This is a genomic window from Teichococcus aerophilus, from assembly GCF_014490485.1.
GTDB lineage: Bacteria > Pseudomonadota > Alphaproteobacteria > Acetobacterales > Acetobacteraceae > Pseudoroseomonas > Pseudoroseomonas aerophila.
This window is the reverse complement of record NZ_JACTVA010000045.1, coordinates 13398-36216: the sequence shown is the minus strand read 5'-3', so window position 1 is coordinate 36216 and position 22819 is coordinate 13398. Positions and strand designations below refer to the sequence as shown.

The following is a 22819-nucleotide window of genomic DNA, read 5'->3' as shown; positions in this document are numbered from 1 at the left end:
CCCGCGCGGCCTATCCTGGGCCCGTGCCAGATTGTCGCGACCTTTTGATGTCACGGATGCGTGGCCGGCTTCCGCTCCAATCGCTCAGGCGGTGGGGTATCGGGGCGATCTGTGCCGCCAGCGTCGGGCTGGCGCCGCTGCCCGGCGCGGCGCAGGCACCGCAGCCCGTCGCCCGGCTCACCGCCGCCAGCGTACCCAGCGTCAACCGGCTGGCGGTGGTCGGCGGCCTCGCCGGCGTCCGGCTCTACGAGGATTACGAGCGGGTCTTCTGGCGAGAGACGCTGCCGCAGCTGACGGGTGGGCGGGTCCAGGCCGACATCGTCGCCTTCGACAGCAGCGGCATCCGTGGGCAGGACATGCTGCACTTGATGCGGCTGGGCGTCGTGCCCTTCGGCACCGCGCTGTTGAGCCTGGCCGCCAATGACGAGCCGGAACTGGCGGCGCCCAACCTGGCGATGCTGGCGCCGGATCTCGGTACGCTGCGGCGTGTGGTGCAGGCCTACCGGCCGCATCTGGCGACGCTGCTGAAGCAGCAATACGGGGTGGAGATGCTGGCGGTCTACGCCTACCCCGCGCAGGTGTTGTTCTGCCGCCAGCCCTTCTCCCGGCTGGAGGAATTGCGCGGCAAGCGCGTCCGTGTCTCCAACGCCAGCCAGGGCGATGCGATGACGGCGCTGGGCGCCATCCCGATGGTCACGCCCTTCGCGGCGATGATGGAGGAGATCAGCGCAGGGCGGATGGATTGCGCCATCACCGGCTCGCTCAGCGGCAACCAGCTCGGCCTGCATCGGGTGACGGCGCAGATCCACCCGATGGCGATCGCCTGGGGCCTCTCGGTCTTCGGCGCCAATGAGCAAGCCTGGGCCGCCCTGCCGCCCAACGTACAGCAGACGCTGCGGCGCGGCCTCGCGCGGCTGGAATCGGATGTGTGGTCCGCCGCCGGGCAGGACACCGAGGACGGTTTCCTCTGCAATGCCGGCCGGCCGGAATGCCGCGCCGGGTCCGTCGGCCAGTTGCGCTGGCAGCCCGTCATCTCGCCCGAGGACGAGACGATGCGCCGCCGCCTGCTGGCCGAGACGGTGCTGCCCGCCTGGGTGGAGCGCTGCGGCGAGGATTGCCGCACCGCCTGGAACACCTACCTGGCGCCGATGACGCGCATCTTCCTGTCGGAAGCCGGCAAGCCGGCCAGTCAGGCCGGCTCTGCGATGCTGACAGCGGGGCCGCCGGCCTCAATCACCGCGCCGACATCCAGCAGCACGTCCTCGCGGTAGCGCCCGGCAATCAGCTGCACACCGACCGGGGCGCCGCTCCTGGCCTGGCCGGTGGCGACCGTCAGGCCCGGCAGGCCCATCAGCGGCAGGCCCACCTGCGTCAGCTGCGCTTCCATCGCGCGCCGGAAACCCTCCGGCGATTCGACGTCCAGCAGGTCGGGGAAGGGTAGCTCGGCGCAGACCGGCACCAGCAGCACCGGGTAGTTCTTCAGGAAGGCCTGCCACTGGCGGGTGAAGCCGGCGCGGGCCTGCAAGGCATCCTGGAAGGCGTTGAGATCCGGCTGGGCGCAGAGCGCTTCCATCTGCGCGAAGACGAAGCTGGCATCCGGGTCGCCCTCCCGCTCCAGCGCCGCATTCAGGCCGCGGCGGCTCTCGGCCAGCCACAGCATGGCCTGCAGGGCGGCGGGCTCGCGCAGCGGCGGGCAGGCGGTCTCGACGATGCTCCAGCCGGCGGCCTGCAGGCGCAGGGCAGCATCGCGCAGGGCGTGCTCCACCTCCGGGCTGGTGTTCAGGCCTTCCGGCCGCACGCAGAGCGCGGCACGCTTGGGGTAGGCCGGGCCTTCCAGCGGCGCCGGCACCCACCAGGGGTCGCGCAGATCCTCGGCCGCCATCGCCGCCAGGGAGAGGCGGATATCGGCGATGCTGCGCGCCATCGGGCCGGATACAGCCATCAGCTGCGCGCCCACCGCGCGTTCAGGGCCAGAGGGGTTCCAGGCCGGCACGCGGCCCAGGGTCGGCCGCAGGCCGTGGATGCCGCAGGCATAGGCCGGGTAGCGGATGGACCCGCCGATATCCGTGCCATGCCCGATGGCGCCGATGCCCGCCGCCGTGGCCGCGGCCGCGCCCCCCGAGGAGCCGCCGGGGGTGAGGGAAGGGTCACGCGGGTTCAGCGTATGGCCGTGCAGGCTGTTGCGGGTGAACCAGCGGAGCGAGAAGGCTGGCGTGTTGGTGCGGCCGATGATGATCGCACCGGCCTTCTTCATGTTGGCGACGACCGGGTTGTCCTCCGTCGCCACCAGGTCCTGCTGGATGCGCAGGCCGTTGGTGGTGGCGAAGCCCTGCTGGTCCACATTGACCTTGATGGTCACCGGCACGCCGGCCAGCGGGCCGGGGTTCTCGCCACGCGCGATGGCGGCATCCACCGCATCGGCGGCGGCGAGGGCCTGCTCCGGCATTTCCTGCACGACGGCGTTGATGCGCGGGTTCACCGCTGCCAGCCGTTCCAGCGCCGCCTGGGTCACCTCCCGGGCCGAGACCGCGCGGGATGCGACGCGGGCGGCGGTTTCCGTGGCGGTCAGGCGCCAGAGTTCGGTCATGCGAAGGCCTCCGTAAGCTCGGGCGTCAGTGTGAGTCCGCTGGAACGATCCGTCAAAGGGGCAGAAGCTGTGCAACGGATCGAACATGAATGTTTTGTCATGTTTGCCGAACACGAATAAGGAGAGGAACCACCATGAGCGCACCCATCGCTACCGAGCGCCGCATCCTGACCGACAGCGAGTTCGAAGCCGTCTCCCGCTCCCACTACCCGGCCGTCAGCCAGCTGGACCGCCCCGGGCTGGTGGAACTGGCCCGTGTCGTGCGCGAGTTCCGCGACAAGGCGCGCGATGTCTCCCGCCAACGCCGGCGTGAACTGCGCGGCAAGGCCGAGCCGCGGGGCGCAAACGTGGCCCGGGACGAAAGCGGGCTGGGCCGCAAGAAGGAAGTGTTCGTCTCCGCCCTGAAGCGGGTGAACCGGGAGATGACCCGGCAGGCGGAACTGGCCCGGCCGCGAAGCCAGGGTGAGATCAGCCAGGAAGCCCTGGCGCTGCATCGCGCTTCTCTGCTGCGCCACTACCCGGCGCCAGGCCGCACGCCGGACCAGGGCATGCGCGCCGTACCGAGCGGGCGGCGCCGTATGCAGGTTGATCCCCGCAAGGTCGGCAGCGTCTCGCAGGCCAACAGGAACGCCCAGGCGCGCCGGGACGGCTGACCGGAGGGGGGCCTGGAGAGGTTCAGGTTTGGAACCGGGGGAGAATGAATTCTCCCCCCCCGACCCCTGGTCCTTTTCTTTTTCAATGACATAGTCTTGCAGCCAGTGCTCGCTTCGGCAGCCAGGGAAGGGCTCTGGTGCGGCGCAGCCGTGGGCTCTCTTTGGATCACGAACATAAGGGTGCACGGGCTTAGCCCTGTTCTCAAGAGCAACGCCTCTGGCTCACAGGCCTTCGCTTTCCGAAGCCACGCCCGAAAACTTCCAGAAAAGAAGAAGGGGTCTGGGGAATTCCTTCCCCAGCCTTGCTCTCCCCGCCGGCTTCAGCCGCCGGCCAGTTCCCGCAGGCTGGCCAGCATGGCGGGCGAATCCCACTCGGCCTCGCCCTCCAGCCGGGCTAGTTCCTGGCCTTCCCGGTCGATGATGACGCTGGTGGGCAGGCCGCGCGCGCCCAGGGCGCGGGTGGCGGCGCTGCGGGGGTCCAGCCAGATGCCGAGGTTTTTCAGGCCGGTCCGCTCGTAGAACGGCGCCACCTGGGCCTTGCCGCCACGGTCGGAGGAGAGGGGCAGGACGGTCCAGCCCTCGGCTTCCAGGGCTTTCTGCGCGCGGTCCAGCGCCGGCATCTCAGCCACGCAGGGGGCGCACCAGGTGGCCCAGAGATTGACCAGCAGCATCTTTCCGCGAAAGGCGCCGAGGTCGTAGGGCTTGCCGTCCGCATCGGTGAAGGTGAGGGGCGGCACAGGCTTTGGCGGCGCGATGTTGAGCGTCCGCATCGCCGCCATCCCTTGCCGTGCCGGAAGCAGCGTGGTTAGGGTCGCCCCTGCGGCCAGCGACGAGAGAAGCGGGCGGCGTCCGATCGGCAACACGAGGCGAATCCTTCCTTGTCCACTCAGCAGCGCAGCCAGGGCAACCAGCAGTGGGGAGGCCGGTATAGCGGCGGCCCCTCGGCCATCATGGAGGCCATCAATGCCTCCATCGGCTTCGACCGCAAGATGTGGCGGCAGGATATCCGTGGCAGCCTGGCCCACGCGGCCATGCTGCGGCATGTAGGGATCATTTCCGCCGATGACGAGGCCGCCATCAAGGAAGGCCTGAACGCCATCGGCGCCGAGATCGAGGCTGGCGAATTCCCCTTCAGCGAGGCGCTGGAGGATATCCACATGAATATCGAGGCACGGCTGACGGAGCGCGTGGGCGAGGCCGGCAAGCGCCTGCACACCGCCCGCAGCCGCAACGACCAGGTGGCGCTGGATGTGCGCCTGTGGGTGCGCGATGCCATTGACGGGTTGGATGGCCAGATTGCCGACGTGATGCAGGCGCTGGTGGAACGGGCCGACGAGCACGCCGCCACGGTGATGCCCGGCTTCACCCACCTGCAGCCCGCCCAGCCGACGACGCTGGGCCACCACCTGTTGGCCTATGTGGAAATGCTGGGGCGGGACCGCTCGCGCCTCGGCGATTGCCGGGCGCGGATGAATGAGAGCCCGCTGGGTGCCGCCGCGCTCTGCGGCACCGGCTTCCCCATCGACCGGCACATGACGGCGCATGCGCTGGGCTTCGATGGCCCGACGCGCAACAGCCTGGATGCCGTGGCCTCCCGCGACTTCGCGCTGGAGTTCCTCTCCACGCTGGCGATCTGCGGCACGCATCTCTCCCGCTTTGCGGAGGAGGTGGTGCTGTGGACGAACCCGTATTTCGGCTTCGTCAAGCTCTCCGACGCTTACACCACCGGCAGCTCCATCATGCCGCAGAAGCGCAACCCTGACGCCGCCGAGCTGGTGCGCGCCAAGGTCGGCCGCGTCTCCGGCGCGCTGGTCGGGCTGCTGACGGTGATGAAGGGCCTGCCCATGACCTATGGCAAGGACATGCAGGAGGACAAGGAAGGCATCTTCGACGCCGCCGAGACCATGGCCCTCTCCCTGGCCGCGACCGCCGGCATGGTGCGGGACATGAAGCCCGACGCCGCCCGGCTGCGCGAAGCGGCGGGTGCCAGCTTCTCCACCGCGACGGACCTGGCCGACTGGCTGGTGCGGGAGCTGCGGATGCCGTTCCGCGATGCTCACCACGTCACGGGCCGCCTGGTGGCCAAGGCGGAGGCGAAGAATGTCGACCTCGCCGGCCTGTCGCTGGACGAGATGCAGGCGGAGGAGCCGCGCATTCATAACGGCATCTTCCAGGTGCTGAGCGTCGAGGCCTCGGTGGCCTCGCGCACCTCTTATGGTGGCACGGCGCCGGTGAATGTCCGCCGCATGGCCGCCGAGTGGCGGGAGCGACTGGCATGACGCGCGGTATCCTGGCCCTGCTGGCACTCAGCTTCCTGGTGGCCGCCTGCGGCCGCCCGGGGCCGATCCGCCCGCCCGGGCCGCCGGACCAGATCACCTATCCGCGGACTTACCCGAACCGCTGAAGCGGAAGCTCGCGGCGGGCTCCCACGGCCCGCCGCGATAGTGCCAGAGGGCGAGGCCCTCGCCCTGGCCCTCCCATGGCATGAAGCCGTCCTGCAACTCGGCCATCAGGGCCTGGGCCTGCGGCGTAGTCACCTTGTTCTGCACGGTCACATGCGGGCGGAAGCCCTGCTTGTCCTGCGCCCCCAGCACCGCGTGCCAGGCAGAAGCCAACAGGCCGCGCAGCGCCACCAGCGCCGGGCTCTCCACCGTGAAGGCGACGCCGCCGCCCAGCCCCCGCAGCCCGGCGAAGCGCAGTGCCATGGGCGGCGTACCTGCCGCGAGCGTGGCCAGGTTGGCCGAAATCTCCTCCAGCATCGCGCCGGGCAGGGCGTGGAACAACGTCAGGTGGGCAGAGAGGTGGTTCCGCTCCGGCGGGAAATGCGCCTGGCGCAGCGCGTCCAGCCTGGCGAAGGAGGCCGGGTCCAGTTGCAGGCAGAGGATGAGGGCGGGCTGAGACGTCTGCAAAGGGTGCGGCATCCGGTTCGGGGAGAGATGGACCGCAGCATGAAGCGGCTGCGCGGTCTTTGACAGCCGTGGTCCTCATGCGGAACCCGCCGGCTTTGGGACAGGCCCATCCTGGCGGGGATCACCGCCGTTGCGCGGATGGCGCACGTGGCGCTTGTGGCCTGATGCGGCGAAGGCCTGGTCGCCGGCGCGGCGCCGGAAGAGGGGCTGCCGGCACGGTGCAACCGCACTGCTCTTCCATCCGGCCCCCGGCGGCCCCAGAATAGGGGGATCATGGCCGCCCCCCTCCCCATCGCGCCCGACAGCGCCGATCCGACCTTCGACGAATTGCTGGCTGCCCGCCCGGCGCTTTCCTGGCACGCCCATGACGGGCTGCTGGTGGAGGACGTGCCGCTGGCGCGCATCGCCGCCGAGTTCGGCACCCCCACCTGGGTCTATTCCGCCGGCACGCTGCGCCGGCGCTACCGCGCGCTGAAAGCGGCGCTGGAGGGTGCGGGGCTAAATGCCGGCATCCACTACGCCACCAAGGCGAACGACAACCAGGCCGTGCTGCGCGTGCTGCGGGCCGAGGGCGCCGGGGCGGATATCGTCTCCGCCGGCGAGCTGCGCGCCACCATGGCCGCCGGCATCCCGGCGGGCGCCACCGTGTTCTCGGGCGTCGGCAAGACGCCGGAGGAAATCCGCTTCGCGCTGGGCCACGGCATCTACCAGCTGAATGCCGAGAGCGTGGAGGAGATCGACATGATCTCCGCCATCGCGGCGGAGATGGGCGTGCTCGCCCCGGTCTCGCTGCGGGTAAACCCGGACGTGGACGCCCGCACCCACGCCAAGATCACCACCGGCAAGGCCGAGAACAAGTTCGGTATCGCCTTCGACGACGCGATGCCGCTCTACGCCCGCATGGCCGCGCTGCCCGGCATCCGGCCGATCGGCATCGCCACCCATATCGGCAGCCAGATCACCGATGGCATGTCCGCCTACCGCGCCGCCTATGCCCGGCTGGCGGAGATGATCCAGGCCCTGCGCAGCCGTGGCCTGCCGGTGGAGCGGGTGGATTGCGGCGGCGGCCTCGGCATTCCCTACCGGGACGAGGTGGCGCCGACGCCGGAAGCCCTGGCCGGTGCCATCAAGGCCACGCTGGGCGGCCTGGGCATCCCGGTGATGCTGGAGCCGGGGCGCTGGCTGGTCGGCCCCGCCGGCGTGCTGCTGGCCTCCGTGGTGTTGCAGAAACAGGGCAGCCTGCATGGCAGTGGCGGCCGCCGCTTCCTGGTGCTGGATGCCGCGATGAACGACCTGATCCGCCCCGCTATGTACGAGGCCTGGCATGGCATCCTGCCGGTCTCGCCACTGGCGCGCGCGGCACGGCTCTCCCCCGCCGACATCGTCGGCCCGGTCTGCGAGAGCGGCGACACCTTCGCCAAGGGCCGGCTGATGCCGTCCATGGCGCCGGGAGATTTGGTCGCATTCCTGGATGCGGGTGCGTATGGTGCGGTGATGAGCAGCACCTACAACGCCCGGCCGCTGGCCGCCGAAGTGCTGGTGGATGGCGCCCGCGCCGCCCTGGTACGCGTGCGGCAGACCCATGAGGACCTGCTGGCCCACCAGCGCCTGCCGGAGTGGCTGGCGGGATGAGCGCGGCGCGCGAACCCTTCTCCCGTCGCCTGGCGCGCGGGCGAAGGCTCGCGCGTCTGGCCCTGGGGTGGGAGGCGCTGTGGCCGCGCCTCTGGCCCGTCCTGGGCGTGGCCGGGTTGTTCGTGGCCCTGGCTCTCTCCGGCCTGTTCCTGCATCTGCCCGGCTGGCTGCATGCACTGCTGTTGCTGGGCTTCGCCCTGGCCCTGGGCGCCGCCATCTGGCGCGCCGCGCGCGGTTTCGCGCTGCCGCGGAATGCCGAGGCCGACCGCCGGCTGGAACGCGAATCCGGCCTTTCCCACCGCCCCCTCTCCACCCTGACCGACCGCCCGGCGACGCAGGACGACCCGATGGCCGTCGCCCTGTGGCAGGTGCACCAGGCGCGGGCGGCAGCGGCGCTGGAGCGGCTGCGCGTTGGCACGCCGCGCCCCGGCCTGGCGGCACGGGACCGCCGCGCGTTGCGGATGGGCCTTGTGGTGGCGCTGGTCGCCGCCCTGGGCATCGCCGGGGGTGAGGCGCCGGAGCGGCTGCGGCGCGCGTTGCAGCCGGCCCTGGGCGGTGTCGGCACACCGATTCCAGGGCTGCGGCTGGAAGCCTGGATTTCCCCACCCGCTTATACTGGCGCGGCGCCGTTGTTCCTGCCGTTGAGCGGTGGGGCGTTGAACGTGCCGGCGGGCAGCCGCCTGCAGGTCTCGCTCTCCGGCGGCCAGGGCGGCGTGCCCGAACTGCAACTGGGCGAGGCGACGACGCCCTTCCGCGCCCTGGATGCCACCAGCTTCACCGTGGAAGCGCCGCTGGAAACGGCGGCGCGCATCGTCGTGCGGCGGGATGGGCGGGAGCTGGCGCAGTGGACGCTTTCCACCCAGGCCGACGCGCCCCCCACCATTGCCTTCGCCGAGCCGCCGGCCGCGGCCTCGCGTGGGCTGGCCATTCGGTTGCCCTGGCGGGCCGAGGACGATTGGGGCGTGACCGCCGCTCAGGCCGAGATCCATCTCTCCGTCCGGCCGGACGCGCCGCCGCTGGTGCTGGACCTGCCGATCTCTGGCCAGGCGCGGCAGCCGCGCGGCGTGGCCCAGCCCGACCTTTCGGCGCATCCCTGGGCCGGCCTGCCGGTGCGCATCCGCCTGCTGGCGCGCGACGCCGCCGGGCAGGAGGGACGCTCGGAGGAGGTGGAGCTGGAACTGCCGGAGCGCAATTTCACCCACCCCGTGGCACGCCAGCTGGCGGCGCTGCGCAAGTCGCTCTCGCTGGACCCGCTGGCGCGGGGCGGGGTGCAGCGTGGGCTGGATGAGCTGTCGCTCTCTCCCGACGCCTTCGACAATGACATCACCACCTTCCTGGCGCTGCGCAGCGCCCGCTACCGCCTGACGCATGACCAGCAGCCGGAAGCGGTGCCGTCGGCGCAGGAGCTGATGTGGCAGATTGCCATCGCGCTGGAGGAGGGCCGTACCGACCGCACCGCGCGCGCGCTGGCCGAGGCCCGGCAGGCGCTGCGGGAAGCCATGGCCGAAGCCGAGCGCAACCCGCAGGACGCCGAGCGGCGGGCGGAGCTGGAGCGGCGCGTGCAGGAGCTGCGCGAGGCCATCGCCCGCCACCTGCAGGCCCTGGCCGAGCAGCTGCAGCGCGAGAATGGCGAGACGCCGACACCGGACGCCGAGGCGCGGATGATCGACCCGCAGGAGTTGGACCGCCGCACGCAGGAGATGCGCGACGCGGCGCGCGAGGGCCGTACCCAGGACATGCAGCAGCAGCTGGCCGAGCTGGAGCAGATGCTGGAGGATTTGCAGAACGGCCAGATGGCCCGCCAGGAAGGCGGCCAGAACCGGCAGCAGCAGCAGCGCCAGCAACGCGGCCAGCAGCAGATGGGCGCTATCCAGGACATGGTGCGGCGTGAGGGCGAGATGCTGGACCGCAGCCACCAGCGGGACCAGGCCGAGACGGCCGAGCAGCAGCAGCAATCCCGCCGTGCCCCCCGCCGCCAGCCGCCGCAGGAAGGGCAGAGCGCCGAGCAGCGGGCGCAGGAAGCCCAGGGCGATGCCCGCCAGCAACGGGCGCTGCGCCGGGCGCTGGGCGAGTTGATGCAGCAATTCGGCGACCTGACCGGCGAGGTGCCGGAGGCGCTGGGCCGGGCGGACCAGGCGATGCGCCAGGCCCAGGAAGCGCTGGGCCAGGGTGGCGACGCCACGCCGCACCAGCAGCAGGCCATCCGCGAGTTGCAGGAGGGCGCCCAGCAGATGGCGCAGACCATGCAGCGCCAGTTCGGCCAGGGCCAGCAAGGCCAGGAGGAAGGCGAGGGCCAGGGCGAGGCTCGCCAGGGCCAAGGGCGCGACCCGAACGGCCCGGGGCGGGACCAGGCGCGTGGCCAGCGCGAAGGCCGCGACCCGCTGGGCCGGCCAACGCGCAACGAGCCCAATGCCAACGACCAGGGCAGCGACACCGTGGTGCCGGGGGAGGCCGAGGCACTGCGCACCCGGCAATTGCAGGAAGAACTGCGGCGCCGGGGCGCCGAGCGCGAGCGCCCGCCCTCCGAGCTGGATTACATCGAGCGGCTGTTGAAGACGTTCTGAACCGGACGGCCCGGCGGGGCCGCCGGCAGCGGCTGGAACCTTGGCCCCGCCGCCGAGTTCAAGCCCGATGAATCTGAAACGTGCGCTTCCCCTGCTTCTCATCACCGGCGCCGCGGTGACGCTGGCGGCCTGCGGCACCTTCTCCCGCGGCCCGGTCGGCAACACTTCGGTGCCGGAGCCGGCCAAGCCGGTGGAGCTCAGCCGCTATACCGGCCTGTGGTACGAGATCGCCCGCTACGAGAACAGCTTCGAGCGGGGCTGCGAGGGCGTGACGGCCGTGTATAGCCTGCGCGATGACGGGCTGGTCGGGGTCCGCAACGCCTGCCGGCAGGGTGGCGTGGACGGCGAGGAGAAGGTCTCCGAAGGCCGGGCCAGGATCGTCGAGGGCAGCGAGGGGGCGAAGCTGAAAGTATCGTTCTTCGGCCCGTTCTTCGTCGGCGATTACTGGGTACTGGACCGGGCGGACGATTATTCCTGGTCCATCGTCGGGGAGCCGTCCGGTCGCTATCTGTGGCTTCTGAGCCGGACCGCGCAGCCCACGCCAGAGATTCGCCAGACGATGCTGAACCGGGCGCGGGAGCTGGGCTACGACCTGTCCCTGCTGCGCGAGACGCAACACTGAGCGGAGCCGCCCCGGGCTGAGGCGCGAGCAAGTGCCTCGCCGTGGCGAATGGTGATGGGCCTGCGGGACTGGTGAGGGCCGGGCTATGGCAGTGGAAGCTGCCTCACAGGCGGCGTTGATCTGCGTAACCGGAAGGACGCGCACTGTAAGGCCATGCCCTACCGTCGGCCCGGCCGTGTCGGGATTTATGACAGGTCGCAATTCGTAAGCTTCGCTGATCGTCTACATAATTGATAAATCGCTATTCTATCAGCTGGTATGGTTTGTGCTTCCTGCCTTTTGCTGATGCAGGGGAGGCAAGGATGAGCCGGTTGAGGAAGATGGTCTTCGGCGTGATGGCAGCCGTGGCGCTGGCCGGTGCCGCCCCCCGGGCCGAGGCGGCGTATCTGAAGGTCGATGACTGGAATGCCGCGTTGGGTGCCCTGCCGGCCGTTGCCGCGAGCCCCCTGCCGCTGGTGGCGGAACAGTTCAGCGACACCTATGGCGGCTGGACCCGCGCCACGGCAAACGATCCGGTCTATGTCGGCCCTGGGGCAAGCCCCTATGCCCCGAGCGGCTACAGCGACCGCAGCCTGGCCGCACTGCCGCAGCCGCCGGCGGAAGGGCGGCTGTCGGGCGTATTCAATTGCCATCCGCTGTTCAACGGCTGCCTCGGCGTCAAGGCCATCACCTACAAGCTGCCCTACGAGGTGGTCGGCCTGTATGGCATGCTGGATTACCGGTTCGAGGGCTCGGGCTGGGGCAACGTGCCGTTCTTCGGCTTCCGGCTGGAGGATTTCTCCGGCCCCAGCCCGTTCCGCTACCAGGGCTTCTGGGGTGAGCTGTTCGCGCCGACCGATACCATCACCATCTTTCGCACGGCGGATACCGACAACTTTGCCTCGTTCAAACTGAACGAGGCCATGGTGCTGAGGTACACCCCTGTGCCGGAACCGGGCTCGGTCAGCCTCTTGGCGGTGGCGCTGCTGGGGCTTGGAGTAGCGCTGCGGCGGCGCCGGGCGTGACGCTCCGGCCTTTGGGAGCGATGGCTTAGCCGCCTGGCCTGCTGCCGCATGATGCCAGCAGTAGCGCGGGGCAGATCGACATGCAGCCTTGGCAGGAAGGCCGGGGAAGGAATTCCCCGACCCCTTCTTTTTTTTCTGCGAGTCGTTCGGGAGTAGCTCTGAGGGCGTCGGCCATTCTGGGCCCAGACCAACATCACGTCGTTGGTCAGAGCCGCCGGAGGCAGGCGGTTCCGCCCGAGCGGCCCATGATCTTGCTCACGGCTACACCCACCAGTCCTGAAGCCCCGCGCCAACGGACAGAAAAAGATGGCGTAAACGTATACGTTTACGCAGGGAAATTCGTCCCCCGACCTTCTTCCCCGCCCCACGTTGAATTGTCGATCGGTTCCAGCCCGGCATCACCCTTATCAGGCGTTGCTGTCCGGGGCACAGCTCCTCAGCCAGCCGTCCCCGCCAGTTCCTCTGGCGTGGCGCAGAAGCGACCGCGCCGCAGCCAGGACGACAGAGTGGGAGAAGCAGTGGCGACGCAGAACGGGATGGCCAGCAGCAGCGGCAGCAGAATCGGCGCGCCCCAGAGCGGCGCCGTACCGCCGGCCAACAGCAGCGCCGCCAGGCCGGCGGCCCCCAGCAAGGTCTGCGGCCAGAGCAGCCGCGCCGCGTCCGCCCAGGCCACGCCGCGGGCCTGGCGGTTTTGCGGTGCCCAGCCGGCGCCACCGCCAAAGGGCAACGCCAGCAGGTGCAGGCCCTTGCTGGTCAGGCTCACTGGCTCGAACATCGTGGTGAAGGCAATCTCGGCCACGATGCCGCGTAGCAGCATGCAGCGGCCGCCGAAGCTGCGCGCTAGTGGTGTGCGCAGCAGCGCTTCCAGGTAGCCAGTCAGCTTCGGCGCATAATAGGCGAGCCAGGTGGCGACCAGCACCGCCGCAAGCGCGCCGGGCGGCGTGGTGGCGCCGCCGCCGGAGACGGCGTTGCCCACCGCCGCCGCCAGCAGCACCAGCCAGAGCGGCGCGGTAACGAACAGCAGGATGGCCTGTGCCAGTTGCCAGCGGCCCATCGGCCGCAGCCAGGGCAGCGCCAGCAGCGGCCAGTACTGCATGTTGCCGGCGCCCCAGCGGCGGTCCCGCAACAGGAATTCCGGCATGGCGGGCGGGCTGGCTTCCAGGCTGCCGGTGTCGTCCGGCAGGCAGCGCACCTTCCAGCCGGCGGCATGCAGGCGCACGGCCTCGATCTGGTCGTGGCTGAGCAGCTGGTCGCCATTCGGCAGGTCGTCCAGCCGGGCATGGGCGCGGAAGGCGGGGATGCGGATGATGGCGTTATGGCCCCAATACGGGCCTTCATCCGCCTGCCACCAATCCTGCCCCGTCGCCCAGCTGCGCATGCCGGCGCGCATGCCGAACTGGAACAGGCGCGCGAAGGCGGCCTCGGCCGGCCGGCCGGCGATAAGCTGCTGCAGGATGGCCAGCTTCGGGTCGGCATCCATCGCCGCCACCAGCCGCAGCACAGCGGCGGCGGACATGGCGGAGTCCGCATCGAGGCTCAGCATGAAATCGAGGCCGGCGGCGTGCTGGTCCATGAACTCCATGACATTGCCGGCCTTGAAGCCGGTATTGTGCATGCGGCGGCGGTAGCGCACCGGAATCGGCCGGCCGGCGCGCTGGGCGAGGAAGCCGGCGATGGCCGTTTCCTCCCGTGCCGCCTTCACCGGGTCCTGCGTGTCGGAGAGGAACCAGAGCACGAAGCGGTGGCCTTGCCCGGCCGCTTCCAGCCCATCCAGCAGGGCGGGAAGCGGGGCCAGGACATCGGCCATCGTCTCATTGCGGATGCAAAGCGCGATGGCGGCGCGGGACGTGCCGGTGTGATGGCCCGAGGGGGAGGCGTCTTGCGCCGTGCGGTCGGGCAAAGGCGTGGCGTGTGCCCGGTGCAGGGAAGGAGCGGGCTCCAGCGGCGGCAGCGGGCGGGAGAGGCGCAGCACGAACCCGACCAGTGCATTGGCGGCGGAGATGGCGGACCACGGAATGGTGCCGGCATAGGCCAGCAGGATGGCGATTTCCCATCCCGTCCAGCCCCCCGGGGCCAGGGCCCGCCACAGCAGCGCCAGCAGCAGCAGCCCGATGCCCAGGCAGAGCAGGGTGAAAGCCAGCCGGCGCCGCGCCACGGCCGGTGGGGTGGCGACGCGCATGCGGCCGGCCTCCTGCAGAGCGTGTTCGCCTGGGGCAGGAGCGCCGGGCAGCGTCGGTCACGCAGATCCATGAAGCCGGGGCGGCGCCATGCGCCCGCCCCGGCCCAGGGTTCTTACACCGCGGGTACGGCGACCCCAAGGGTCGTCGCGGTGCGGCGCAGGTCTTCCCAGATGCTGGCGGGCAGGTTCAGGCCATCGCGCAGGCGGCTGGCGCGGTAGCGGGCCTCCACCTCGCCCGGCAGCAGGACGCCGGCGGCGGGGTCGATCGGCCGGCTGGCGGCCACCCAGTCCACGTATTCGCGGCCCATGCGCTGGAACTCCGCCTCGGTGCCGAAATGCGCCGGGGAGAGGTAGATGGAGAGCAGGCCGTTGGTGATGCAGCCGCGCGTCTTGGTCGGGCCGGCGCAGCCGCCGGCGGTGAAGGCACCGGCCAGCAACTCGCACATCAGGGCAAGGCCGGAGCCCTTGTGGTCGCCGAAGGCGCGGATGGCGCCGGGACCGTTGCCGGGGATGCGCGGACCCACCGCGGCATAGTCGCCATACAGGGTGTGCGGGTCGCTGGAGTAGCTGCCATCGGGCTCGATCAGCGCGCCGGCCGGCAGGTCCTTGCCGCCATTGCTGGCCACCAGCACCTTGCCTTCCGCCACCAGGGAGGTGGCGAAATCCAACACCACCGGGCGGCCTTCCAGCGGCATGCCGATGGCGATGGGCGCGGTGGAGAAGCGGCGGTCCACGCCGCCGAACGGTGCCACCAGCACCGAGCCGGCGACGTTGACGAAATGGATGGAGAGCAGCCCGGCGGCGATGGCCTGCTCGGCATAGGTGCCGATGCGGCCGCAATGGCCGGTGTTGCGCAGCGCCACCACGGCGGCGCCGTGCTGCTGCGCGCGCTCGATCCCCAGCGCCACGGCCTTCTTGGTCACGGACTGGCCGAAGCCGTGCCCGGCATCCAGCAACAGGAAGGCGCCGCCATCCGTCACCACCTCCGGCGTACGGCCGACCACCAGGTACCCGGCCTTGTGCCAGTCCACATAGCGCGGCACCCGCACCACGCCGTGGCTGTCATGGCCGGCGAGGTTGGATTCCACCAGGTGATTGGCAATGGTCTGCGCTTCATCCGCATCGCAGCCGATGGCGGAGAAGATGCCGCGGATCATCTCCTCCAGCGCGGCGGGCTGGATGGAAATGGCGGGTTCAGATGTCATGGACAGGGCCTCGGTTGGTATCTGGAAAAGCGAGCCGGGAGATGCTGCAGCATGGCGGCGGTGCTGGACAGGCGAGCACTTCGCGATGTGTCGGCAGGTGGCGCCGTGAGCGGGGCGCACAGGCGGATTCCCCCGTAAAGGCGTAGGGGCGAGCCGGGAGGGTGTGTCCGTGCGCCGCCGCGTGGCGCCTGCCACCGATGCGGCATGGCCGGGGAGGCGGGGGGACGGGCGAAGCCCATCCCCTAGCCAGCATCGTTTCAGGCCGGTGCGCCACGCTCGGCATGACGGTCAGGGCAGACTGTAGACGGCCTTCGCCCCTGCCGCGTGCTCGCGGTTGTAGGTGGGGGTGATGACGATCTCGTTCAGGCAGACATGCGGCGGCATGTTGGCGGCGAACAGCACGGCGGCCGCCACGTCCTCCGGCTGCAGCATGGTGGCGCGGTCCTCGGCCGAGGGCGGCGTCGGGCGCAGATCCAGGATCGGCGTCGCCACCTCGCCCGGGCAGATGCAGGTGCTGCGGATGCCGTGGATGCCGTTCTCCGCGTTCAGCGAGGCGGAGAGGGCGACGAAGCCGGTCTTGGCCGCGATATAGGCGGGGCCGGAGACGGGCGAGGCACCCTTACCGGCCACCGAGGCGATCTGCACGATCAACCCGCCGCCACGCTGCTTCATGCCCGGCAGCACCGCCAGGCTGGTGAGGAAGGGTGCCGTCAGGTTGGCATCCACCAGCGCCCGCGCATTGGCGGGCGAGATGTGGTGCCAGTGCCGCTTCGGCGTGTTGGCGCCGGCATTGTTCACCAGCAGCGAAGGCGCTTCCGGCAGCCGCGCGACGACGGCTTCCACCGCCGCGGAGTCGGTCAGGTCGGCCGGCAGGATCAGGGCGTCCGCCCCGCCGAGCATCGCGGCGGTTTCCCGCAACGCTTCCTCCCGCCGTCCGGTAAGGGCGAGGCGCCAGCCGGCCTTGGCCAGTGCGATCGCCACCGCACGGCCGATGCCGGAGCCGGCACCGGTAACCCAGGCGAAGCCGCTCACAGGACGCGGCCGCTTTGCGGGTCGAGGATATGCATGTTGTTGAGGTCGGCCGCCATTGCCAGCGGCTGGCCGGGATGCGCCGGGGCGTTGGGGTCGACGCGGCCGCAGATCTCGGCGCCGTTCATCTTGAAGTGCACCAGGGTCTCCATGCCCATCGGTTCCGTCACTTCCGGCGTGGCCGGGAAGCGGGCGAAGCCGGGACGTTCCAGGTTCTTCTCTTCCGTCAGGTGCTCGGGCCGCAGGCCGAAGATGACCTCCTTGCCCGCCAGCGCCGCGTAGCGGGCGGTGCGGGATTCCGGCACGTTCAGCACGATGTCGCCCGGCAGGTGCACGCGGAGCGCGCCGGACCCGTTTTCCAGCCGCCCGGGGATGAAGTTCATCGCGGGGCTGCCGATGAAGCCGGCGACGAAGCGCGTCTTGGGGTTGTGGTACAGCTCCTGCGGCGGGCCGACCTGCTCGATGACGCCGTTGTTCATGACCACCACGCGGTCGGCCAGCGTCATGGCTTCCACCTGGTCATGCGTCACGTAGATGGTGGTGGTGTGGACGGCCTGCTGCACCTTCTTGATCTCGGTCCGCATCTGCACGCGCAGCTTGGCGTCGAGGTTGGAGAGCGGCTCGTCGAACAGGAACACCTTGGGGTCGCGCACGATGGCGCGGCCCATCGCCACGCGCTGCCGCTGGCCGCCGGAGAGGGCCTTGGGCTTGCGGGCCAGCAGGGGGGTGATGTCCAGGATGCGGGCGGCGTTATCCACCCGGCGCTTGATCTCGTCCTTGGGGAATTTCCGCAGCATCAGGCCGAAAGCCATGTTCTCGGCCACGGTCATATGCGGGTAGAGCGCGTAGTTCTGGAACACCATGGCGATGTCGCGGTCCCGCGGCGGGACGTCGTTGACGACGCGGCCGCCGATGGCGATCTCGCCGTCGCTGATTTCCTCGAGCCCGGCGATCATCCGCAGCGTGGTGGACTTGCCGCAGCCGGACGGCCCGACGAGCACGACGAACTCGTGGTCCGCGATATCCAGGTCGATGCCCTTCACCGCCTGGACACCGCCCTCATAGGCCTTGACGACCTTCCTCAGCGTCACCTGCGCCATTCTTGTCTTCCCTACCGTTTGTCAGCGTCCGGCCCCCGTTCGCGGGGGTCGCGGCCCCGGCTCCCATGCCGCCAGCAGGTGGCGGGCACGGGCTCCGGCTCAGTGTCGTATCGCGCCTCGCGCCCTGGGTGATGCCACCCCGGGCGCTCGCGCCTAGCCCTTCGTCGCACCGGCGGTGAGGCCGGCGATATAATAGTCCATGAGGAAAGCATAGACGAGCAGCGGCGGCAAAGCCGCCATCAACGCGCCGGCCATGATCTTGCCCCACTGGAAGGTGTCGGCGCGGATGAGGTCCGACACGATGCCCACCGTCAGCACCATCTGGTCCGAGCTGACCAGGAAGGCGATGGGGTAGATGAACGCCGCCCAGGAGACCGTGAAGGCGAAGATCATCGCCGCCAGGATGCCGGGCAGGGCCACGGGGATGAAGATCTTCAGCAGCATCTGGATATGGCTCGCGCCGTCGATCAGCGCCGCCTCGTCCAGCTCCTTCGGGATGGAGGCGAAGTAGCCGATCATGATCCAGGTGCAGAAGGGCACCGTCAGCGTCGGGAAGATCAGCACCATGGCCCAGAGGTTGTTGTAGAGGCCGAGGCTGCCGACGATCTGGAACATCGGGATGAACAGCAGCGTCTCCGGCACCAGGTAGGTGAGGAAGACGCCGGTGGCCAGCGTGGCGCTGCCCCAGAACTTCATCCGCGCCAGGGCGAAGGCCGCCATGGTGGAGATGATCATGCTGATCAGCACCGTGCAGACCGTGACGATCACCGAGTTGCGGAAGTGGATCATGTAATTGCCCTGGGTCAGCAGCTCCCAATAGTTGGACAGGGTGGGGCTGCGGACGATCCAGGGATTGCCGGAGAGGTCGGCGATCTCGGCACTGCTTTTCAGGCTGGTCATCAGCATGTGGAAGGGCGGGATCATGAAGAACAGCACGAACACCGCCAGCGCGATATAGGCGCCGATCATCGCCCAGCGGCGTTCGTTCTTTAGGCTGCCATGCTTGATCTCGGCCGGCACGAAGGGAGTGGGGGAGGCGGCGGTGGAGCTCATCTCACGACATCTCCTTCGTACGCTTGTTGACACCGCGGAGCGTGAAGATCGCGAAGATCGCCAGCAGCGGGAACATGAACAGGCTGACCGAGGCGCCGAGCGGAATGTCGCCCGACTGGATGCCGACCTGGAAGGCGTAGGTGGCGAAGACATGCGTGCTGTCTTGCGGGCCGCCATTGGTCAGGATGCGGACGATGTCGAAATTGGCGAAGGTGACGATCAGGCTGAACAGCACGGTGATGCTGATGATGTTGCGCATCATCGGGAAGGTCACGTAGCGCAGCTTCTGCCAGCCGGAGGCGCCATCGATGGCCGAGGCCTCGTAGAGTTGGTCCGGCACCGATTTCAGCGCCGCCAGGTACATGATCATGAAGAAGGGTGAGCCGTACCAGACATTGACCAGGATGACGGAGAAGCGGGCCCAGCCCGTCGCGCCCAGCCAGGGCACCGGGTCCACGCCGATGCCGGCGAGCGCCCAGTTGAAGGCGGAGTAGGACGGGTCGAACAACCACCACCAGGCGAGGGTGGAGATAGCGGGCGGGATGACCCAGGGCACCAGCAGCATGCCGCGCCACTTGCGCTGGCCCTTGGCGGGCAGGGCGTGCAGCACATGCGCCAGGATGAAGCCGATCATCGCCTTCAGCAGCACCGCCGTCACGGCGAAGAGCACGGACTGGAACACCACGTCCCAGAACGTCTCCCGCCCCAGCAGGAAGGTGAAGTTGTCCAGCCAGACGAAGCGGGTCTGCCGCTTGTTCAGCATGGAGAGGTAGACGGCGTAGAGGAACGGATAGACCACGAGGCAGAGGATCAACAGGATCAGCGGCAAGGTCAGCAGGAAGGCGGTGGTGGAGTTGCGCCGCGCCAGCCGCCGCATGGCGCTGTTGCGCGCCGATGGCGGTGCGACGTTGGAGGATATGACGGCCTGGGACATGCCAGCTCTCCCCTGTCAGGCTTCGGAAAGGCCCGGCGGCGGAGCATGCCGCCGGGCGGGTGCGTCAGCCGCGCTGGAAGCCTTCCAGCTCCCGCGTCACCCAGGCGATGGTGCGGTCCACCGGCTCCTTGTTCTGCACGACGCGGGCGATCATCTTGGCCTGGATGCCCTGGTTGTACATCTGCACCGCGATGGCCGGCGGCGCCGGGTATGCCGCGATGAACTGCTGCGACTTGTGGTGCGGCCGCACCGGGTAGTTGTAGACCACGCCGGTCGGCGGGCCTTCCTTCGCCCAGGTGTCGAAATCCGTCATGCTGGTGAAGGGCGGGATGTCGTAGCCGCCGCTGGCCGCGACCATGGCCTGTGCTTGGTCCCGTTCGCTCAGATGCTCCATCAGCGCCTTGGCGGCGCCCTTGTTGCGGCTGAAGCCCCAGACGCCCCAGAAATACGGCAGGTAGGGCGTGAATCGCCCGGCGGCGCCGGCGGGGGCGGGGAAGGTCCAGCACTGCTCCGCCACCTGCGGCGCATCCCGCTTGGCCACCGCCCAGGCGCTGGGCGGATTGAAGATCAGCGCCGACTTGCCGGAGATCAGCGCGCGGTTGTTGGAGGCATCGTCCCAGGAGAACACGTCGTTCGGCAGGAACTGGCAGAGACGCTGCGCGTAGGCCAGCACGGCGCGGACATTGTCGGAATTGGCGGTGATCTCGCCCTTGGCGTTCACCAGCTCCGCGCCGAAGCTGCGGAACAGGCTGCCGACCCAGTCATTGGCGTCCGGGAAATTGCCCAGCGGCAGGCCGAAGGCGAAGCCGGCCTTCTGGCAGCCTTCCGCCGCCTTCAGGAACGTTTCCCAGTTCCATTGCTCGGCGGTATTGGCCGCGCTGTCGCTGGCCGGGTACATCGCCTGCACGTCGATGCCGCCATGCTGCTTCAGCAGGTCGATCCGCCCGAGGGAGGGCTTGTTCTGGCTGCCCGACACGGCGGGGATGGCGCGCCACTTGCCATCGATCTTGCCCAGATATTCGACGATCGGGTTGATGGCGCCGTATTTCTGCGACAGCCGGGTCATCACGTCGTCCATCGGCTCCAGGAGCTCGGACTGGGCGTGAATCTCCCACGTGGGGAAGGAGAGGACGTCATGGCCCTGCTTGGCCTGCGACTCGGCAGCGATGGTCAGCAGGTTCTTGTTGCCGACGCTGGTGATGAAATCGAGCTGGATGTCGACGCGGTTCTTCTGGCCCCATTCGGTGACCAGCTTCCGCATCGCGTCGTTGCCGACCGGGACCCAATGGTCCCACAGGCCAAGGGCCAGGCGGCCGCCGCCGGTCTGGCCATGCACGTTGACGAGCGGCAGCGCACTGGCCGCCAGGCCTGCCGCACCGGCGCGCAGCGCCGTGCGACGGGTGAACCCGTTGCCTTCCATGTCCGTTACTCCTCTCCCGCGCGGGCGGTCGTGCCGCCTGGGGCCTTGATGGCCCGTCGTCGCTGGCGGGAAGGTTACGCAGCCGGGGTGGCGGCTTGCAATGGTTGTATGACCTCTGCGCGGTGCTGGGACTCGCCGGCCGCCGCTTGTCGCCGCCCCGGCCGGAGCACAGGATGCGGCGCATGAGCACGCTTCCCACCCATGAAGATGTCCTGGCCGCCGCGGAACGCCTGCGCGGCCGCATCGTCCGTACCCCGATGCTGCGCCACCCCCTGCTGGACGAGCTGGCCGGCGGCACGCTGCTGATCAAGGCGGAGCCCTTGCAGCGCACCGGCAGCTTCAAGCTGCGCGGCGCCACCAACGCCGTCCTGGGCCTGGACGCGGCGCAGCGGTCGGCGGGGGTGGTCACGCATTCCTCCGGCAATCACGGCCAGGCCATCGCCTGCGCGGCGGCGGCGGAAGGCGTGAAGGCGCTGATCGCCATGCCCAGCAACGCACCCGCCATCAAGGTGGAGAGCACGCGCCGCTGGGGCGCCGAGATCACTTTCTTCGACCGCGCCACCACCGACCGCGAAGTGCTGGCGAAGCAGCTGGCGGCGGAGCGGGGCGCCGTCGTGCTGCCGCCCTTCGACCACCCGGACGTCATCGCCGGCCAGGGCACCCTGGCGCTGGAACTGATCGAGGATGCGCGCGAAGCTGGCCTGACGCTCGATGCGCTCGCCGTGTGCACCGGTGGCGGCGGGCTGGTGGCGGGCTGCAACCTGGCGGTGGATGGCGCTTCCCCCGGCACCGAGGTCTGGGCGGTGGAGCCGGAGGGGTGGGACGACACCGCGCGCTCCCTCTCCGGCGGCAGCCGCGTCGCCAATGACGGCCAGGGTGCGCAGCTTTGCGATGCGCTGCTCTCCATGGCTCCGGGCGAGATGACCTTCGCCATCAACCAGCCCCGCCTGAAGGGCGCCGCCGTGGTGACGGAGGCGGAGGTGTTCCGCGCCATGCGCCTGGCGTTCGAGGCGCTGAAGATCGTCGTCGAGCCCGGTGGCGCCGTGGCGCTGGCGGCGGTGCTGGCGGGCAAGGTGCCGGCCAAGGGGCGCACGGTGGGCGTGGTGCTCAGCGGCGGCAATGTGGACCCGGCGGTGTTCGCGCGGGCGCTGTCCGCGTGATCATCCCGCTGCGCTACCGCCCGCTGACGCTGCTGGCCCTGATGGCCGGCCTGGCGGTGGGGGCGGTGGCGCGGGGCGTGGGCGATGCCTGGCTGCATGCCGCCATGTTCGGTTGGTGCGCCTTCGTGCTGGTGCATGCCGTGTTGCTGCTGTTCCACATGTGGCCGGCGGATTCCGCCAGCATGCGCCGCCATGCGGAGGCGCTGGACCAGGGGCGGATGGCGGTGCTGCTCCTCTCTCTGGTCGCGGCCGCCGCATCGCTGGTGGCGGTGGGGCTGGACCTCGCGGACTCGACACCGGGCTACACGCTGCTGGGCGTGGTAACGGTGGTGCTCTCCTGGCTCTACGTCCATCTGCTGTTCGCGCAGGATTACGCGCGCGAGTACTGGCTTTCCGGCGGTGGCATCCAGTTCCCGGGCAGCCACGACTCGCCGCCTTTCTCAGATTTCCTCTATCTGGCGTTCAGCGTGGGCACGACCAATGGCGTGACCGACATGATCACCCATTCCCCCGCCATCAGGCGCGTGGCGACCCTGCATTCGCTGATCGCCTTCGCCTTCAACGCAGTGATCGTGGCGGGTACGGTCGGCATCGTCACCGGGTTGCTGAACGGGGGGCGGTAGTACATGTCCGTTGTTGGCGGATGCGGCGGCCATGGTGTCGCCCGCTGCCTTGTTGCGGCGCCGCCACCGGTCGGTTCAGCCATGGCACGTCCGCCGTGGATCGTCGCAGCGGACTTGTTCCAACTTTGTTTGACCGCGTGCCTCC

Annotated in this window: 20 protein-coding genes; 10 read left to right on the top strand and 10 right to left on the bottom strand. The window is 69.8% G+C overall.

Features of this window, described 5'->3' with window-relative positions:
• The first annotated feature begins 56 nt into the window (after window positions 1-56).
• Window positions 57-1271, top strand: a complete 1215-nt coding sequence (locus IBL26_RS19805) for a TRAP transporter substrate-binding protein (RefSeq protein ID WP_187786239.1) — start codon at window positions 57-59, stop codon at window positions 1269-1271.
• On the opposite strand, the gene IBL26_RS19800 is transcribed toward IBL26_RS19805, so the two are convergent.
• A complete protein-coding gene (locus IBL26_RS19800) occupies window positions 1190-2587 on the bottom strand; it encodes an amidase family protein (RefSeq protein ID WP_187786238.1) in 1398 nt (465 codons plus the stop codon). The two genes, IBL26_RS19805 and IBL26_RS19800, sit on opposite strands and share 82 nt — an antisense overlap.
• Window positions 2588-2721: 134 nt before the next feature.
• On the opposite strand from IBL26_RS19800, the gene IBL26_RS19795 reads away from it, so the two are divergent.
• The gene (locus tag IBL26_RS19795; RefSeq protein WP_187786237.1) at window positions 2722-3240 is read left to right on the top strand and encodes a hypothetical protein; all 519 of its coding nucleotides are present in this window, start codon (window positions 2722-2724) and stop codon (window positions 3238-3240) included.
• A 320-nt stretch (window positions 3241-3560) separates the two neighbouring features.
• On the opposite strand, the gene IBL26_RS19790 is transcribed toward IBL26_RS19795, so the two are convergent.
• Window positions 3561-4010: a TlpA family protein disulfide reductase gene (locus IBL26_RS19790; protein ID WP_241749586.1), complete on the bottom strand. Its 450-nt coding sequence runs from the start codon at window positions 4008-4010 to the stop codon at window positions 3561-3563.
• Window positions 4011-4118: 108 nt separating this feature from the next.
• On the opposite strand from IBL26_RS19790, the gene argH reads away from it, so the two are divergent.
• Together argH and lptM are read left to right on the top strand one after the other, a co-directional pair.
• Window positions 4119-5519: an argininosuccinate lyase gene (argH, locus tag IBL26_RS19785; protein WP_187786236.1), complete on the top strand. Its 1401-nt coding sequence runs from the start codon at window positions 4119-4121 to the stop codon at window positions 5517-5519.
• Entirely contained in the window at window positions 5516-5644 is a 129-nt protein-coding gene (gene lptM, locus IBL26_RS26005; RefSeq protein WP_277817344.1) for an LPS translocon maturation chaperone LptM, read from the top strand. The genes argH and lptM overlap by 4 nt, the downstream gene beginning before the upstream one ends.
• Here the strand turns inward: lptM and IBL26_RS19780 are convergent.
• Complete coding sequence (locus tag IBL26_RS19780) at window positions 5613-6149, bottom strand: 2'-5' RNA ligase family protein (RefSeq protein ID WP_241749585.1); 537 nt, start codon at window positions 6147-6149, stop codon at window positions 5613-5615. The two genes, lptM and IBL26_RS19780, sit on opposite strands and share 32 nt — an antisense overlap.
• Before the next feature lie 273 nt (window positions 6150-6422).
• Between IBL26_RS19780 and lysA the strand changes: the two genes are divergently transcribed.
• The 4 genes from lysA to IBL26_RS19760 all read left to right on the top strand — a co-directional run bounded on the left by lysA (window position 6423) and on the right by IBL26_RS19760 (window position 11971).
• Complete coding sequence (lysA, locus tag IBL26_RS19775; RefSeq protein WP_187786234.1) at window positions 6423-7781, top strand: diaminopimelate decarboxylase; 1359 nt, start codon at window positions 6423-6425, stop codon at window positions 7779-7781.
• Window positions 7778-10345 (top strand): TIGR02302 family protein, encoded by a 2568-nt coding sequence (locus tag IBL26_RS19770; protein WP_187786233.1) that lies wholly within the window; start codon window positions 7778-7780, stop codon window positions 10343-10345. The genes lysA and IBL26_RS19770 overlap by 4 nt, the downstream gene beginning before the upstream one ends.
• 67 nt (window positions 10346-10412) lie before the next feature.
• Window positions 10413-10967: a lipocalin family protein gene (locus IBL26_RS19765; RefSeq protein WP_187786232.1), complete on the top strand. Its 555-nt coding sequence runs from the start codon at window positions 10413-10415 to the stop codon at window positions 10965-10967.
• Window positions 10968-11287: 320 nt separating this feature from the next.
• Window positions 11288-11971 carry a PEP-CTERM sorting domain-containing protein gene (locus IBL26_RS19760; RefSeq protein WP_241749598.1) on the top strand — a complete coding sequence of 228 codons (684 nt, stop codon included), beginning with the start codon at window positions 11288-11290 and terminating at the stop codon, window positions 11969-11971.
• Window positions 11972-12407: 436 nt separating this feature from the next.
• On the opposite strand, the gene mdoH is transcribed toward IBL26_RS19760, so the two are convergent.
• The 7 genes from mdoH to IBL26_RS19725 form a co-directional block, all read right to left on the bottom strand.
• Window positions 12408-14150, bottom strand: a complete 1743-nt coding sequence (mdoH, locus tag IBL26_RS19755; protein WP_187786230.1) for a glucans biosynthesis glucosyltransferase MdoH — start codon at window positions 14148-14150, stop codon at window positions 12408-12410.
• A 113-nt stretch (window positions 14151-14263) separates the two neighbouring features.
• The gene (locus IBL26_RS19750) at window positions 14264-15355 is read right to left on the bottom strand and encodes a malate/lactate/ureidoglycolate dehydrogenase (protein WP_187786229.1); all 1092 of its coding nucleotides are present in this window, start codon (window positions 15353-15355) and stop codon (window positions 14264-14266) included.
• Between the two features lie 288 nt (window positions 15356-15643).
• Window positions 15644-16387 (bottom strand): SDR family oxidoreductase, encoded by a 744-nt coding sequence (locus IBL26_RS19745; RefSeq protein ID WP_187786228.1) that lies wholly within the window; start codon window positions 16385-16387, stop codon window positions 15644-15646.
• The gene (locus tag IBL26_RS19740; RefSeq protein ID WP_187786227.1) at window positions 16384-17484 is read right to left on the bottom strand and encodes an ABC transporter ATP-binding protein; all 1101 of its coding nucleotides are present in this window, start codon (window positions 17482-17484) and stop codon (window positions 16384-16386) included. Before IBL26_RS19740 ends, IBL26_RS19745 begins: the two co-directional genes overlap by 4 nt.
• A 153-nt stretch (window positions 17485-17637) precedes the next feature.
• Window positions 17638-18537: a carbohydrate ABC transporter permease gene (locus IBL26_RS19735; protein ID WP_187786226.1), complete on the bottom strand. Its 900-nt coding sequence runs from the start codon at window positions 18535-18537 to the stop codon at window positions 17638-17640.
• Window position 18538: 1 nt separating this feature from the next.
• On the bottom strand, window positions 18539-19471 hold the full coding sequence (locus tag IBL26_RS19730; protein WP_187786225.1) for a carbohydrate ABC transporter permease: 933 nt from the start codon (window positions 19469-19471) through the stop codon (window positions 18539-18541).
• Between the two features lie 64 nt (window positions 19472-19535).
• On the bottom strand, window positions 19536-20891 hold the full coding sequence (locus tag IBL26_RS19725) for an ABC transporter substrate-binding protein (RefSeq protein WP_187786224.1): 1356 nt from the start codon (window positions 20889-20891) through the stop codon (window positions 19536-19538).
• A 182-nt stretch (window positions 20892-21073) separates the two neighbouring features.
• On the opposite strand from IBL26_RS19725, the gene IBL26_RS19720 reads away from it, so the two are divergent.
• Both IBL26_RS19720 and IBL26_RS19715 read left to right on the top strand, forming a co-directional pair.
• Window positions 21074-22051, top strand: a complete 978-nt coding sequence (locus tag IBL26_RS19720; protein WP_187786223.1) for a threonine ammonia-lyase — start codon at window positions 21074-21076, stop codon at window positions 22049-22051.
• Complete coding sequence (locus tag IBL26_RS19715) at window positions 22048-22674, top strand: DUF1345 domain-containing protein (RefSeq protein WP_187786222.1); 627 nt, start codon at window positions 22048-22050, stop codon at window positions 22672-22674. Before IBL26_RS19720 ends, IBL26_RS19715 begins: the two co-directional genes overlap by 4 nt.
• The last annotated feature ends 145 nt before the right edge of the window (window positions 22675-22819 follow it).